Origin of the sequence: Nitratireductor sp. PBL-C9, assembly GCF_050877045.1 — a bacterium.
Lineage (GTDB): Bacteria > Pseudomonadota > Alphaproteobacteria > Rhizobiales > Rhizobiaceae > Nitratireductor > Nitratireductor aquimarinus.
The window spans coordinates 282,610-294,916 of the sequence record NZ_JBPAXW010000007.1 but is presented as its reverse complement, the minus strand read 5'-3'; the positions used below and the strand labels follow the sequence as shown (position 1 = coordinate 294,916).

The following is a 12,307-nucleotide window of genomic DNA, read 5'->3' as shown; positions in this document are numbered from 1 at the left end:
CGCCAGCCAATCGGGCGTGCGACCTCAAACCGAAAGGTGTTTTCATGCCGAATCCCGTCGATACCGCCATGAATCTGGTGCCCATGGTCGTCGAGCAGACGAACCGGGGTGAACGGGCTTACGACATCTTCTCGCGCCTCCTCAAGGAGCGCATTATCTTCATCACCGGCCCGATCGAGGATAGCATGGCCTCGCTGGTCTGTGCGCAGCTCCTCTTCCTTGAGGCAGAGAACCCGAAGAAAGAGATCGCGCTCTACATCAACTCGCCGGGTGGCGTGGTGACGTCGGGCATGGCCATCTACGACACGATGCAGTTCATCCAGCCGCCGGTCTCCACGCTGTGCATCGGCCAGGCTGCGTCGATGGGCTCGCTGCTTCTGTGCGCCGGCCACAAGGACATGCGCTTTGCGACGCCGAACGCGCGCATCATGGTGCATCAGCCTTCGGGCGGCTTCCAGGGCCAGGCGTCCGATATCGAGCGCCACGCGCAGGACATCATCAAGCTCAAGCGTCGTCTGAACGAGGTCTATGTCCAGCACACCGGGCAGGATTACGACACGATCGAGCGCACGCTTGACCGCGATCATTTCATGACCTCGGACGAGGCGCAGGAGTTTGGCCTGATCGACAAGGTTGTCAGCTCCCGCGACACGCCCGAGAAAGCAGCCGAATCCTGATTCGGAACGCGGCTTTTGCAATCGGTCTGCCCGGCCTTGTGCCGGGCATGGCGCGGTTTGGCCGGCATTTGCCGCCGATTGCGTCATTTCCGTCACATTTTTGTGTTTGCAGCCGGTGTGTGAACGCCTACGTTAAGTCTATATTGAGTTTCCAGATCCAAGGTCTGGACAGGGGCTCGGTATGGTTGCCGCGTTTTCGGATTTGTGTTTCGTTTCGAGGACAGAGCGTGGACCGCCCGGGGCTATCGTGTTCCGAGGCACCATGACCGCCCGGCAAGTGCGGGTCGACCTGCCGGTGGTAGTGAAAGGACGTAAGACATGAGCAAGGCCAGCAACGGCAGCGGAGACTCCAAGAACACGCTGTACTGCTCCTTCTGCGGCAAAAGCCAGCACGAAGTCCGCAAGCTTATTGCGGGACCCACTGTCTTCATTTGTGACGAGTGCGTCGAACTGTGCATGGATATCATCCGCGAGGAAAACAAATCCTCGATGGTGAAGTCGCGCGAGGGCGTGCCCACACCGCAGGAAATTATCGAGGTGCTGGACGATTATGTGATCGGTCAGGCGCATGCCAAGCGCGTGCTGTCTGTGGCCGTCCACAATCACTACAAGCGCCTGGCCCACGCATCCAAGAATGCCGAGGTCGAACTCGCCAAGTCCAACATTCTGCTGATCGGCCCGACCGGTTGCGGCAAGACGCTTCTGGCTCAGACGCTGGCGCGCATCATCGATGTGCCCTTCACCATGGCCGATGCGACGACGCTGACCGAGGCCGGTTATGTGGGCGAGGACGTCGAGAACATCATTCTCAAGCTGCTTCAGTCGGCCGACTACAATGTCGAGCGGGCGCAGCGCGGCATCGTCTATATCGACGAGATCGACAAGATTTCGCGCAAGTCCGACAATCCTTCGATCACGCGGGATGTTTCGGGCGAGGGCGTGCAGCAGGCGCTGCTGAAGATCATGGAAGGCACGGTCGCTTCCGTACCGCCGCAGGGCGGTCGCAAGCATCCCCAGCAGGAGTTCCTGCAGGTGGACACGGCCAATATCCTGTTCATCTGCGGCGGCGCTTTTGCCGGCCTCGACAGGATCATTTCCGACCGTGGCCGCAAGACCTCCATCGGCTTCGGCGCGACGGTGGCCTCTCCGGAAGATCGCCCGACGGGCGAGCTGTTCCGCCAGGTCGAGCCGGAAGATCTGCTGAAATTCGGTCTCATCCCCGAATTCGTTGGCCGTCTGCCGGTTCTGGCGACGCTTGAGGACCTCGACGAGCCTGCACTGGTGCAGATCCTCAGCGAGCCCAAGAACGCGCTGGTGAAGCAGTATCAGCGTCTGTTCGACATGGAGAATGTCGAGCTGACCTTCCACGAGAACGCGCTTGCCGCGATTGCCCGCAAGGCAATCGAGCGCAAGACCGGCGCCCGTGGCCTGCGGTCGATCATGGAAGCGATCCTGCTCGACACGATGTTCGAACTGCCGGCGCTGGAAGGCGTCCAGGAAGTGGTGATCTCCGATGAGGTGGTCGCCGGCAATGCTCGCCCGCTCTACATCTATGCGGAGCGCGAGCAGGAAAAAGGCAATGCGAGCGCCTGACGATTGTTCGGCGTTTCAATGTGCAAAGCGTTTCAGCGTCACCGGGGCTCCGCTTCGGTGACGTTGTGTTGTCTGCACTGTTCTTGTCCACCGTTTGCCCAGATCGAGAAGCCTGAAGGGCGCTTGCTGTGTGTCCGGCCCATGCATCATGCGTAAGCCCTTGATCTTCTCGGTCCATGTCTCCAACTAAGGGGGGAGCAAAGGTGGGGTGGTTTCCATTCACGCATCGCGCGACAATGCGGGTGCTTCTGGTGGATAACGCTCTGGCCGGATAGACTGAAGTCCGCGGCTGGCTCTTGAGCGGCTGCGGTTTGAAAGGCTGAAACATGACTGATACCCCCAAGACCGCTGGTGGTGCTCTGTATCCCGTGTTGCCCCTGCGCGACATTGTGGTGTTCCCGCATATGATTGTTCCGCTCTTCGTCGGCCGCGACAAGTCGATCAAGGCGCTGGAAGAGGTGATGGGCGCCGAGCGTCAGATCCTGCTGGCGACGCAGATGAACGCGGCGGACGACGATCCGGAGCCGAGTGGCATCTATGATATCGGTACGCTGGCTAACGTTCTGCAGCTCCTGAAACTGCCCGACGGCACGGTGAAAGTGCTGGTCGAGGGCACGTCGCGTGCGCGTGTTTCGCAGTTCAGTGATCGTGAGGAGTTTCACGAGGCAACCGCCGATCTGCTTCCCGAGCCGGAAGAAGACCAGGTCGAGATCGAGGCGCTGGCGCGTTCGGTGGTCTCGGACTTCGAGAATTACGTCAAGCTGAACAAGAAGATTTCGCCCGAAGTGGTCGGTGCGGCGAACCAGATCGAGGATTACTCGAAGCTGGCCGATACCGTTGCCTCGCATCTGGCGATCAAGATCCCTGAAAAGCAGGAAATGCTGGCCACGCTCTCCGTGCGCGAGCGGCTTGAAAAGGCCATGGGCTTCATGGAAGCCGAGATTTCCGTGCTGCAGGTGGAAAAGCGTATCCGCAGCCGCGTGAAGCGGCAGATGGAGAAGACCCAGCGCGAGTACTATCTGAATGAGCAGATGAAGGCCATTCAGAAGGAGCTCGGCGAGGGCGAGGACGGCCGCAACGAGGCTGCCGAGCTCGAAGAGCGGATCAAGAAGACGAAGCTCTCCAAGGAAGCGCGCGAGAAGGCCGAGGCCGAGCTGAAGAAGCTCAAGACCATGTCGCCCATGTCGGCAGAGGCCACCGTGGTGCGCAACTATCTCGACTGGCTGCTCTCCATTCCGTGGAAGAAGCCGAGCAAGATCAAGAACGATCTCGAATTTTCCGAGAACGTGCTCGACACGGACCATTTCGGTCTCGAGAAGGTCAAGGAGCGGATCGTCGAGTATCTGGCGGTGCAGAGCCGTCAGAAGAAGCTCAAGGGCCCGATCCTGTGCCTCGTCGGACCGCCCGGCGTCGGCAAGACCTCGCTCGCCAAGTCCATCGCCAAGGCCACCGGACGCGAATATGTCCGCATGGCGCTCGGCGGCGTGCGTGACGAGGCCGAGATCCGTGGTCACCGCCGCACCTATATCGGCTCGATGCCCGGCAAGGTCATCCAGTCGATGAAGAAGGCGCAGAAGTCCAACCCGCTCTTCCTGCTCGACGAGATCGACAAGATGGGCATGGATTTCCGTGGCGATCCGTCTTCGGCCCTGCTCGAGGTTCTCGATCCCGAGCAGAACTCGACCTTCATGGATCACTATCTCGAGGTTGAGTACGACCTGTCGAGCGTGATGTTCGTCACCACGGCCAACACGCTGAACATTCCGCCGGCGCTGATGGACCGTATGGAGATCATCCGCATCGCCGGTTACACCGAGGATGAGAAGGTGGAGATCGCCAAGCGGCATCTTCTGCCCAAGGCCGTGCGCGAACATGCGCTTGAGCCGCAGGAGTTCTCGGTGAGCGACGGCGCGCTGCGCGAGATCATCCGCACCTACACCCGCGAAGCGGGCGTGCGTAACCTTGAGCGTGAGCTGATGAAGCTTGCCCGCAAGGCGGTGACGGAGATCCTGCGCAACGCCAAGAAGGATGGCGGCAAGGAAAAGGTCGAAGTGACCGAGGACAATCTGGCCGACTATCTGGGCGTCCAGCGTTATCGCTTCGGCCAGGCCGAGGGCGAGGATCAGGTCGGTGTGGTCACCGGTCTGGCCTGGACCGAGGTTGGCGGCGAGCTTCTGACCATCGAAGGCGTCATGATGCCGGGCAAGGGCAAGATGACCGTCACCGGCAATCTGCGTGACGTGATGAAGGAATCGATTTCCGCAGCGGCGTCTTACGTCCGCTCGCGCGCGGTCGATTTCGGCATCGAGCCGCCCGTGTTCGACAAGAAGGACATCCACGTGCACGTGCCGGAAGGCGCGACGCCCAAGGATGGCCCGTCGGCCGGTGTTGCCATGGCGACCTCCATCGTGTCGATCATGACCGGCATCCCGGTGCGCAAGGACATCGCCATGACCGGCGAGATCACCCTGCGTGGCCGTGTGCTTCCCATTGGCGGTCTGAAGGAAAAGCTCCTGGCGGCGCTGCGCGGTGGCATCAAGAAGGTGCTGATCCCCGAAGAGAACGCCAAGGATCTGGCTGACATTCCCGAGAACGTGAAGAACGGTCTCGAGATCGTGCCCGTCAGCCGCGTCGGCGAGGTGCTGGAACATGCTCTCGTGCGGATGCCCGAGCCGATTGAATGGGTCGAGCCTGCGGAGCCGGCCAGCAAGGTTGGCGTTGGAAATGAGGGGCCTGCCGTCGCCCATTGACGGCTTGCCCTGAACCGGTTCGGCAAAGCGGTCGAGCCGGTGCAGCACAAGGGATTGCGCCACTTTGTGGCCGTAATTTCGCTAAAATCGACAAAAGCCGGGCTTCGTGCCCGGCTTTTCTGTCGAAAACCCCGGAAAACATGGGTTTGCGAGTAGTTTTTGATCATTTCTTGCTTGGTCGGGACACTTGTTCTCCCTAGACTGCCTCGAGCTGAGTGAGTCGCATCACTTGGTCCTTATCAGGAAGGGGTAATTACATGAACAAGAACGAGCTCGTATCCGCAGTCGCAGAAGAGGCCAACCTCTCCAAGGGCGACGCCCAGTCCGCGGTCGATGCGGTTTTTGCCGTTATCGAAGGCGAACTCAAGAAGGGTGGGGACGTGCGCCTCGTCGGCTTCGGAAACTTCTCCGTTTCTCGGCGTGAGGCTTCCACCGGCCGCAACCCGCAGACCGGTGCCGCAGTTCAGATCCCGGCCCGCAACGTGCCGAAGTTCTCGGCCGGCAAAGGCCTCAAGGACGCAGTCAACGCCTGATTGCGCCCTTTTGGGAATACAAGAAAAGCCGGGTTTCGACCCGGCTTTTCTTTTGTCTGCTGTTCAGTTGCCCGCCTGCCCGTTGGCGTGGCCTGTCCTTCCCCTCCGTCCCCCGATCCTGCCCGGTCCCAGTCGCCCCGCTTGCCCGCTGGGCTTGTGGCAGGGTGGCGATCTGCATTATGCAGCGCATTGTTTGCGGTCGGGGAGGGCCGATGATGAAGCGCATATTGGTGGCTGTGGCGGCCGCGATCCTGTCAGGCCCGGCGCTGACGGATGATTTCCGGGAACTCGAGCCGGTATTATTTTCCATGTCACGTGATCTGCGGCCTGATGAAGCTGCCGAATACGCTTTCTACATCAGGAAGAAGGGGCATGACTGTCAGCTTGCGCTGACGGCGGAACTCGTTGAGGAAAGCGGCGACTTTTCGCGTTTTGTCGAGAAGGTTCTCTGCAGGCTTGAGGATGATGCGGCGGGAGTGCAGCCGGCTGCCTATCGCGTTGAGGGCGACGATGATGCGGCGACGATTCTCATCCGCCCGTGGACCGACGCCGATACCGAGAAATACCGATAGAATCGTTCAGCCCGTCAACGTAGCGCTGTGATTCTTGTGCGGGCGGTGAGAAACGCCTGAATTCGCTCAAAGGGAAGATTCGCAGTGATCCGGCAGCCCGCTCGGGCGTCGGGCGCCTCAGACCGCGCGCAGTGTCAGATGCAGGAGCGGGTAAGGACGGCCTCCACCGTCCCGTGGCGAGCGTGCATGCACCGCAAAGCCCATTCTGCGGTAAAAGGCGAGCGCCTGCCCGTTCTGCTCGTTCACGTCCAGCGTGAGACGATTCCCGGCAATTTGGCGGGCATGGGTAATGAGAAGCCTGCCAAGCCCCTTGCCACGCTCCTCAGGGGCCACAAACAGGCTGTCGATGTGCGATTTGTCGATTCCCATGAAGGCCAGTGGAGAATCGCGCTCATCAACGGCAACCCAGAGAGACGCGCAGGGCAGATATTTCTCCGCGACGTCCCGTTCGATGGCGCGGAAGTCGGATTCGGCCAGAAAATCGTGAGTCGCACGCACCGAGCCCCGCCAGATCTCGATCAGATCGACCAGATCGTCTTTCCGGGCTTTGCGAATCTCAGCCACACCGGCTCCATGCGGGAAAAACAGCGCTCGCAGCCTGAAAATCCGCATTTTGCGGGGCAGGAAAGGCGCAGAGATGAGGGAGGGAATGGTGGGCGATGAGAGACTCGAACTCCCGACATCTTCGGTGTAAACGAAGCGCTCTACCAACTGAGCTAATCGCCCATTCCAAGCCGCTTCCTTTAGGTGCTTCGCGATCGGATCGCAAGTGGAAAAGAGCTTTTTCAGAGCGAATTCGAATAAGATCAAGAAAGTTTCACAAAGTGGGTTTGGGGCGCTTGACACTCCCGCAAGAACCCCCTAATTCAGCGCTCATCGACGCGTTGCTGCCACGGCAGAGCGCCTCAAGCGCGGGTGTAGCTCAGATGGTTAGAGTGCCGGCCTGTCACGCCGGAGGTCGCGGGTTCGAGCCCCGTCACTCGCGCCACTTCTCCTCTCCCTGGAGAAGTGGCGGCCGCGCTAAAGAGTGAAATACACTCTTTGCCAAATGGCTTCTTCTTCCTGATTTCAAAGCAGATTATCGCACCGCTTCCAATTGAGCCGGTTATCGGTTTTTGGTCCAATCGCTTGCTCTGCGTACGAATCGCCATGTGCGATTCGCAGCCACGCAAGGGCGGGCCGCTTTTCTCTGATTTTTCTGATCTGACGCCGATTCACTCCCGGGTCGGCCACGCGAGCCGGCAATCCGTGATTCCATGTCGTCCTGTCAGGGCAGGGGCGTCAGCGGATCGTCGCCGTGTGGATTCTGTCGACACTCGGCGGAATGTCGCGCTGTTCGGCGGTCTGCACCAGATAAATGAAGGTAAGGACCGCGATCGTCGCCGGCGACAGAAGCAGGGCGGCGCGAAACAAAAAGGCTATTAGTTGGCTCGGTCTCATAATCCGCCAGCCTATGCCTCTAAATTTAATGGAATCTGCATAAGCCGATTAACCATAACCTCCACAGATCGCCACAGTCAGTTCGTTAGCCGACCTCTTAACCGGAGGGTGAGTTTTGGCCGATACCCTGATCTTCGATTGTAGATGGAGTTCGTATCTGTGCTGATTGGGCGGGAAGCCAGTGGGGCGCAAACGGCAGTCCCGGGGTTCGGGCAAGTGCCGGCAGCGCTGTTGATCGGCGCGGTGGTCTTGTGCGCCTGTCTTGTCGGCATCTATACGCGCCCCGTCGACTTTCTGGCGACCGTCTGGCCCGCGAATGCGATCATGCTGGGAATGCTGTTGCGCTTTCCGGCGACCGCGACGCCGTTTGGCTGGGGCATGGCGACGCTGGGCTTCCTCGCGGCAGACCTTCTGACCGGCTCGACCCTGTTCAAGACGCTGATTCTCACAGCCGCCAATCTTGTCGGTGTTGGCGGCGCTTATTTTCTGCTGCGGCGCTATTCGCGTGACACGATCCGCCTGAAAACGCCGGAATCGATTCCTCTGATGGTCGCGGCCATCGGATTCGGGGCTTTCCTTGCGGGCCTGGTGGGCGCGGTTGCCAATCCGGTTCTGTTCGGCGGCTCCTCGCTTGGCGGCTGGTCCTTCTGGTTCGTCACGGAATTCGCCAATTACGTGGCCATTCTCCCGGTCATGCTGACCGCCCGCCGGGTGTCGCTTCCCAAAAGCGCATCGCGCATGGATCTGCTGCGCCTGGCGCTTCCGGCGCTGGCGCTCGTCGCATCCTGCGCGGTCAGCGTGCAGATCGGCGGGCCGGGCGCCATCGCGTTCCCGGTTCCAGCTCTGCTTTGGAGCGCCATCGTCTATCCGCGCTTCCTCACCGTGCTTCTGACTTCGATCTTCAGCTTCTGGAGCCTGTTGGCGCTGTCGGCCGGCTATTTCCCCAATGTGGTGGATGTGACGACCGAGAGCGGACTGATTTCCATGCGGCTCGGCGTCAGCCTGATTGCGCTTGCGCCGATGATGCTGGCGAGCGCCATGGCGAAGCAGAAGCGGCTTATCGGCGAGCTCTCGCATCTTGCGACCCACGACACGCTGTCCGGCGTTTTCAACCGCGGGGCGTTTCAGGAAGAAGCGGCGACAGCCATCCGCTCGCTCAACCGCTTCTCACAGCCCTTTGCGGCCCTGATGATCGACATCGACCACTTCAAGGCGATCAATGACAGATACGGGCACGCGGCCGGGGATCAGGTGATCGCCATCGCGGCTGCCCGCATCAATGCCTGCCTGCGCCGCAACGACATTGTCGGCCGGGTGGGCGGCGAGGAATTCGCGGTTCTTCTTTCCAAATGCCGCCGCAGCGAGGCGCTGGAGGTGGCCGAGCGAATTCGCAGCGTCTTCGCCCAGACCATGACCCTCAACGACGACACGATCTCCCTGACCGTCACGCTGAGCGTCGGGCTTGCCGCGAGCGAAGGCGCATCCGTGGATCTGGATACCCTTCTGGAGAAGGCCGACGGCGCGCTCTACCGGGCGAAGGATCTGGGGCGCAACCGCATCGAAGTTCATCAGCTGCAGCGCGACGATGATGCTGCCTGAGAAATGCGCAGGCTCGGCTGTCTGGCGACCGGATGTTCGAGTTTGTTTTGATTCCCACATAAATCGTTATTTCGGCGGTTACTGAACGCCGGCTAACCTCCGGGCGAAGATTCTGTCGAGGAGATTGCCATGCTGTCCCGTTTAGCCATCACTCTGGCCTGCGCTTCCGCGCTCATGGCCGCGCCTGTCATGCTGTCCGGCTCCAACCTGTCGCCGTCCGCCTTTTCGGTCGATGCGCTCGCCAAGGGCGGCGGAAATGGCGGTGGCAACGGCGGCGGAAACGGCGGCGGCAATGGTGGTGGAAACGGCGGCGGGCATGGCGGCGGGCATGGGGGCGGCAGCGGCAAAAGCCAGGCCGGCAAATCCCATGGCGGCGGCAATGGCGCGGCGCGCTCCGGCGTCCGGCGCGGATCGGAACGCGCAAACCAGAACGCGCGCGGTCAGGGCAACAAAGGCATTGGCGGTTTCATCGACAATGTCGTCGGTGCTGCGCGCAACGCTCTTGGCGGCAAACGAGAAGCGCCAGGCAAGGCGCAGCGCGCGGCGCGGCCTGCTTCCAAGCAGAAAACCCGCACGGCGCGCGCCTACCGCCCCGCTCAGGTTCTGCCGGCAAGCGCACCGGTGCCGCAGGCGCGGCCGGAACGTCCGCGCAACTTCAACGCCAAGCTCGCGGGGCTGAATTCGCTGAACCGCAACCATCATGCCTATCTGAACGCCAGTGACCCGCGCATGACGGCGATCCGGGCCTATGTTCTTGCATCGGCGGAGGCCGAGATGCTCGGGGCCGATATCGAGGAACTGGAAGCCAGGGCTGCCGCAGCCGCTGAGGCCGTTCAGGCGATGACCGCCGGCATCGAAGCTCATGACGGGTTCGATTATCAGGGTCTCGGCACCGAAGAACTCGAGGCGCGTCTTGATGCACTCGATGCCGTCGATGCAGAAGCGCTTTCCGAGGAGGACGCCGCACTGCTCGAGGCCGAGCGCGCAGCACTTGAGGATGCGCTTGCCAGCGACGCCTATGCTTCGCTCGTGGAGGTGGAAGGCGATCTCGATGAAGCGCAGGCCAGGGCCGACGCCTATGAAGGCGAGACCGACGATCAGGCGCTCACCGAAGCGCTTCTGGCGGCGGCCAATCCCAACCGTGTCGAAGCGTATGGCGCTGACGCCTATGTCGACGACGAAATGCTAAGCTGGGCGAAAGACCTGCTCGGCGTTGGCGAGGCGGAAGGCAAGATCGACGAGGTGCGCGAAAGCCTTGAGGCTGAAGCGCAGGAACAGCCGGACGGTGAACAGGCTGAAGGCGAGCAGGCGGATGCTGAAGGAGAGGGCGAGGAAGAGGTGATTGCAGCCCAATAGCTGACGCCATTCTCTTTCCGGGCTTGAAAGGCTCAGGCTGCCTCCCCATATCAGCGTGGTCGGCAGCCGGGCCGGCGCGGGACGTCCTGCAAGATATGTGGTGAGGTTCCCCGACCGGTTGCTGTATTCGACCCGGAAGACCGTGTGGTGACCATGAAGGTACCGGCACCCACGAAAGTCCCGGGAACGAAGGAAGCGGGCTCAGGCCCGCTTTTTTGTTGTCTGGAAGCAAGCCCGCGCCCTGTGTTGCATCGTTCGGTGCGCCGGGCCGGCTTTCCAGCCGGCGCACAATCACGTTGTCACTTACATTAGAGGCGTCACATGCATCAGAGGCCGAGAATGCGTTTCGCTTCTCCGAGGCTCTGCATGGAAGCCGCGTGGTCACCGGCCTCGTGCTGGACCTGACCCTGTGCGCGCAGTTCTTCCACACGCGCCCTGTCGCCGTCCGACAGCGATGCGACCTGCATCGCCTCATCGATTTCCGACATCAGGATCGGGCATGAGTTTGCGAGCGCGCTGGCCGGCATGAAAAGGGCGAGCGCGGCAATGAGTGCAAGGCGTTTCATGATCTCCTCCACTTGGGCCACACGGTGTTTGTGTTGATAGCCTGCCGTGTGGCGGGAAGCCTGTATCATACACGCTTGAGCGCCTCGCTCCAATGCTGGCCCTATCGATTGCGCCAGGCGGATGGAGAAAGTCCCGTGGCTTTCTTGAAGGCGCGGCTGAAGGCGGCCTCCGATGCGTAGCCAACGTCACGCCCGATGGCGGCCACCTTCAAGGAACTGTCTGAAAGACGGTTTGCGGCGAGCTGCATGCGCCACAGGGCGAGATAGTGCATTGGGCCGTGACCCACGAGATGGGCAAAGCGCGCGGCCAGCGCAGCGCGCGACATCCCTGCCTCTGCGGCCAGCGTGTCGAGCGTCCAGTGCTTTGCGGGTTGTGCGTGCAGCAGCGCCAGAACCGTGCCGACCGATGGATCGCGCAGGCCGGACAGCCAGCCTTTTTCATGCGCCGGCAGTGACTGCAGGCAAAGGCGCATCACTTCCACGAAGATCAGTTCGCACAGGCGCAGGCGTATCGCCTCGCCACCCGGGCCGGGCAGGCCGCTTTCGGCCAGTGTGAGCTCGATCAACTGGCCGAGCAGGCCGGCCCCTTCGTGTCCTGCCCATTTGATTCTGGCCCATTTGATTCTGGTCAGTGGGGGCAGGGCGCACAGAACCGGGTTGAACGGGCGTGTGTCACAGCCGAGAAAACCGCATATATAGGCCGTTCCGCCTTCGCCGCCGCCACCCTCCCGTGTCACAAAGGGCAGTGTCCCGTTCATCCATTCCCTGAAAAACGCCGTCGTGGCCGGTTCGTCATATTCCGGCTTCTGCCCGGGCGTACTCAGAAGCGCGTAGCGGGTTCCGCCGGCCAGCAGCAGAATGTCCCCGGCCTCAAACCGCACCGGTTCGCTGCCGGGCATGCAGACAAAGCCGTCGCCCTCCAGAATGATGTGGTAGGAAATCACGTGCTGCGCCTGCGGCAGAATGATGGGTCTGTAGAGCGTGCTGTCGGGTATCTCCACGCCCCATGGAAAGCTCGCTTCCACGCGGTGAAACACTGCCCCCGTCAGCCTCACCGCGCGCAGAACATCAGAGAGCGGGTCGGTTCCGCTTTGGGTGCAGAGAAGCGGTGTCCCGACACCGGCGCGCAGTTCTCCCTGCCGGCGCCCGGTTCTGGACGATCCGGCAAGCATTGCAGACGTGCGGTCATGGGCTTGCGCCATGGGCCCAGAATACCCTCGC

At 61.4% G+C, this 12,307-nt stretch carries 11 protein-coding genes and 2 tRNA genes; 9 read left to right on the top strand and 4 right to left on the bottom strand.

Translation table 11 applies throughout. From position 1 onward, the window contains the following. Window positions 1-44 precede the first annotated feature (44 nt). The 5 genes from ACRTG1_RS16495 (at window position 45) to ACRTG1_RS16475 (ending at window position 6,125) form a co-directional block, all read left to right on the top strand. The gene (locus ACRTG1_RS16495) at window positions 45-677 is read left to right on the top strand and encodes an ATP-dependent Clp protease proteolytic subunit (RefSeq protein ID WP_113154934.1); all 633 of its coding nucleotides are present in this window, start codon (window positions 45-47) and stop codon (window positions 675-677) included. 318 nt (window positions 678-995) lie between these two features. Beyond that, complete coding sequence (gene clpX / locus ACRTG1_RS16490; protein WP_113154935.1) at window positions 996-2,270, top strand: ATP-dependent Clp protease ATP-binding subunit ClpX; 1,275 nt, start codon at window positions 996-998, stop codon at window positions 2,268-2,270. A gap of 326 nt (window positions 2,271-2,596) precedes the next feature. Beyond that, on the top strand, window positions 2,597-5,020 hold the full coding sequence (gene lon, locus ACRTG1_RS16485; protein WP_206554518.1) for an endopeptidase La: 2,424 nt from the start codon (window positions 2,597-2,599) through the stop codon (window positions 5,018-5,020). A 257-nt stretch (window positions 5,021-5,277) separates the two neighbouring features. Next, window positions 5,278-5,553, top strand: coding sequence for a DNA-binding protein HupB (gene hupB, locus ACRTG1_RS16480; RefSeq protein WP_113154937.1), 276 nt, complete (start codon window positions 5,278-5,280; stop codon window positions 5,551-5,553). 215 nt (window positions 5,554-5,768) lie between these two features. Beyond that, entirely contained in the window at window positions 5,769-6,125 is a 357-nt protein-coding gene (locus ACRTG1_RS16475) for a hypothetical protein (protein WP_432516598.1), read from the top strand. A 117-nt stretch (window positions 6,126-6,242) separates the two neighbouring features. Here ACRTG1_RS16475 and ACRTG1_RS16470 read toward each other — a convergent pair whose 3' ends face one another. Continuing rightward, window positions 6,243-6,689, bottom strand: a complete 447-nt coding sequence (locus tag ACRTG1_RS16470; protein ID WP_432516597.1) for an acetyltransferase — start codon at window positions 6,687-6,689, stop codon at window positions 6,243-6,245. Window positions 6,690-6,775: 86 nt separating this feature from the next. After that, window positions 6,776-6,851 (bottom strand) — tRNA-Val (locus tag ACRTG1_RS16465). 185 nt (window positions 6,852-7,036) lie between these two features. On the opposite strand from ACRTG1_RS16465, the gene ACRTG1_RS16460 reads away from it, so the two are divergent. From ACRTG1_RS16460 to ACRTG1_RS16445, 4 genes are all read left to right on the top strand, one after another. Continuing rightward, window positions 7,037-7,113: transfer RNA gene (locus ACRTG1_RS16460), tRNA-Asp, on the top strand. A 20-nt stretch (window positions 7,114-7,133) separates the two neighbouring features. Further along, window positions 7,134-7,550, top strand: coding sequence for a hypothetical protein (locus tag ACRTG1_RS16455; RefSeq protein ID WP_432516596.1), 417 nt, complete (start codon window positions 7,134-7,136; stop codon window positions 7,548-7,550). Between the two features lie 231 nt (window positions 7,551-7,781). Continuing rightward, complete coding sequence (locus tag ACRTG1_RS16450) at window positions 7,782-9,164, top strand: diguanylate cyclase (protein WP_432516595.1); 1,383 nt, start codon at window positions 7,782-7,784, stop codon at window positions 9,162-9,164. A gap of 129 nt (window positions 9,165-9,293) precedes the next feature. Beyond that, on the top strand, window positions 9,294-10,520 hold the full coding sequence (locus ACRTG1_RS16445) for a hypothetical protein (protein ID WP_432516593.1): 1,227 nt from the start codon (window positions 9,294-9,296) through the stop codon (window positions 10,518-10,520). Between the two features lie 326 nt (window positions 10,521-10,846). Here ACRTG1_RS16445 and ACRTG1_RS16440 read toward each other — a convergent pair whose 3' ends face one another. Both ACRTG1_RS16440 and ACRTG1_RS16435 read right to left on the bottom strand, forming a co-directional pair. Then, complete coding sequence (locus tag ACRTG1_RS16440; RefSeq protein ID WP_113154941.1) at window positions 10,847-11,086, bottom strand: hypothetical protein; 240 nt, start codon at window positions 11,084-11,086, stop codon at window positions 10,847-10,849. A gap of 101 nt (window positions 11,087-11,187) precedes the next feature. Further along, window positions 11,188-12,288, bottom strand: a complete 1,101-nt coding sequence (locus tag ACRTG1_RS16435; RefSeq protein ID WP_297557675.1) for an AraC family transcriptional regulator — start codon at window positions 12,286-12,288, stop codon at window positions 11,188-11,190. Between the last annotated feature and the right edge of the window lie 19 nt (window positions 12,289-12,307).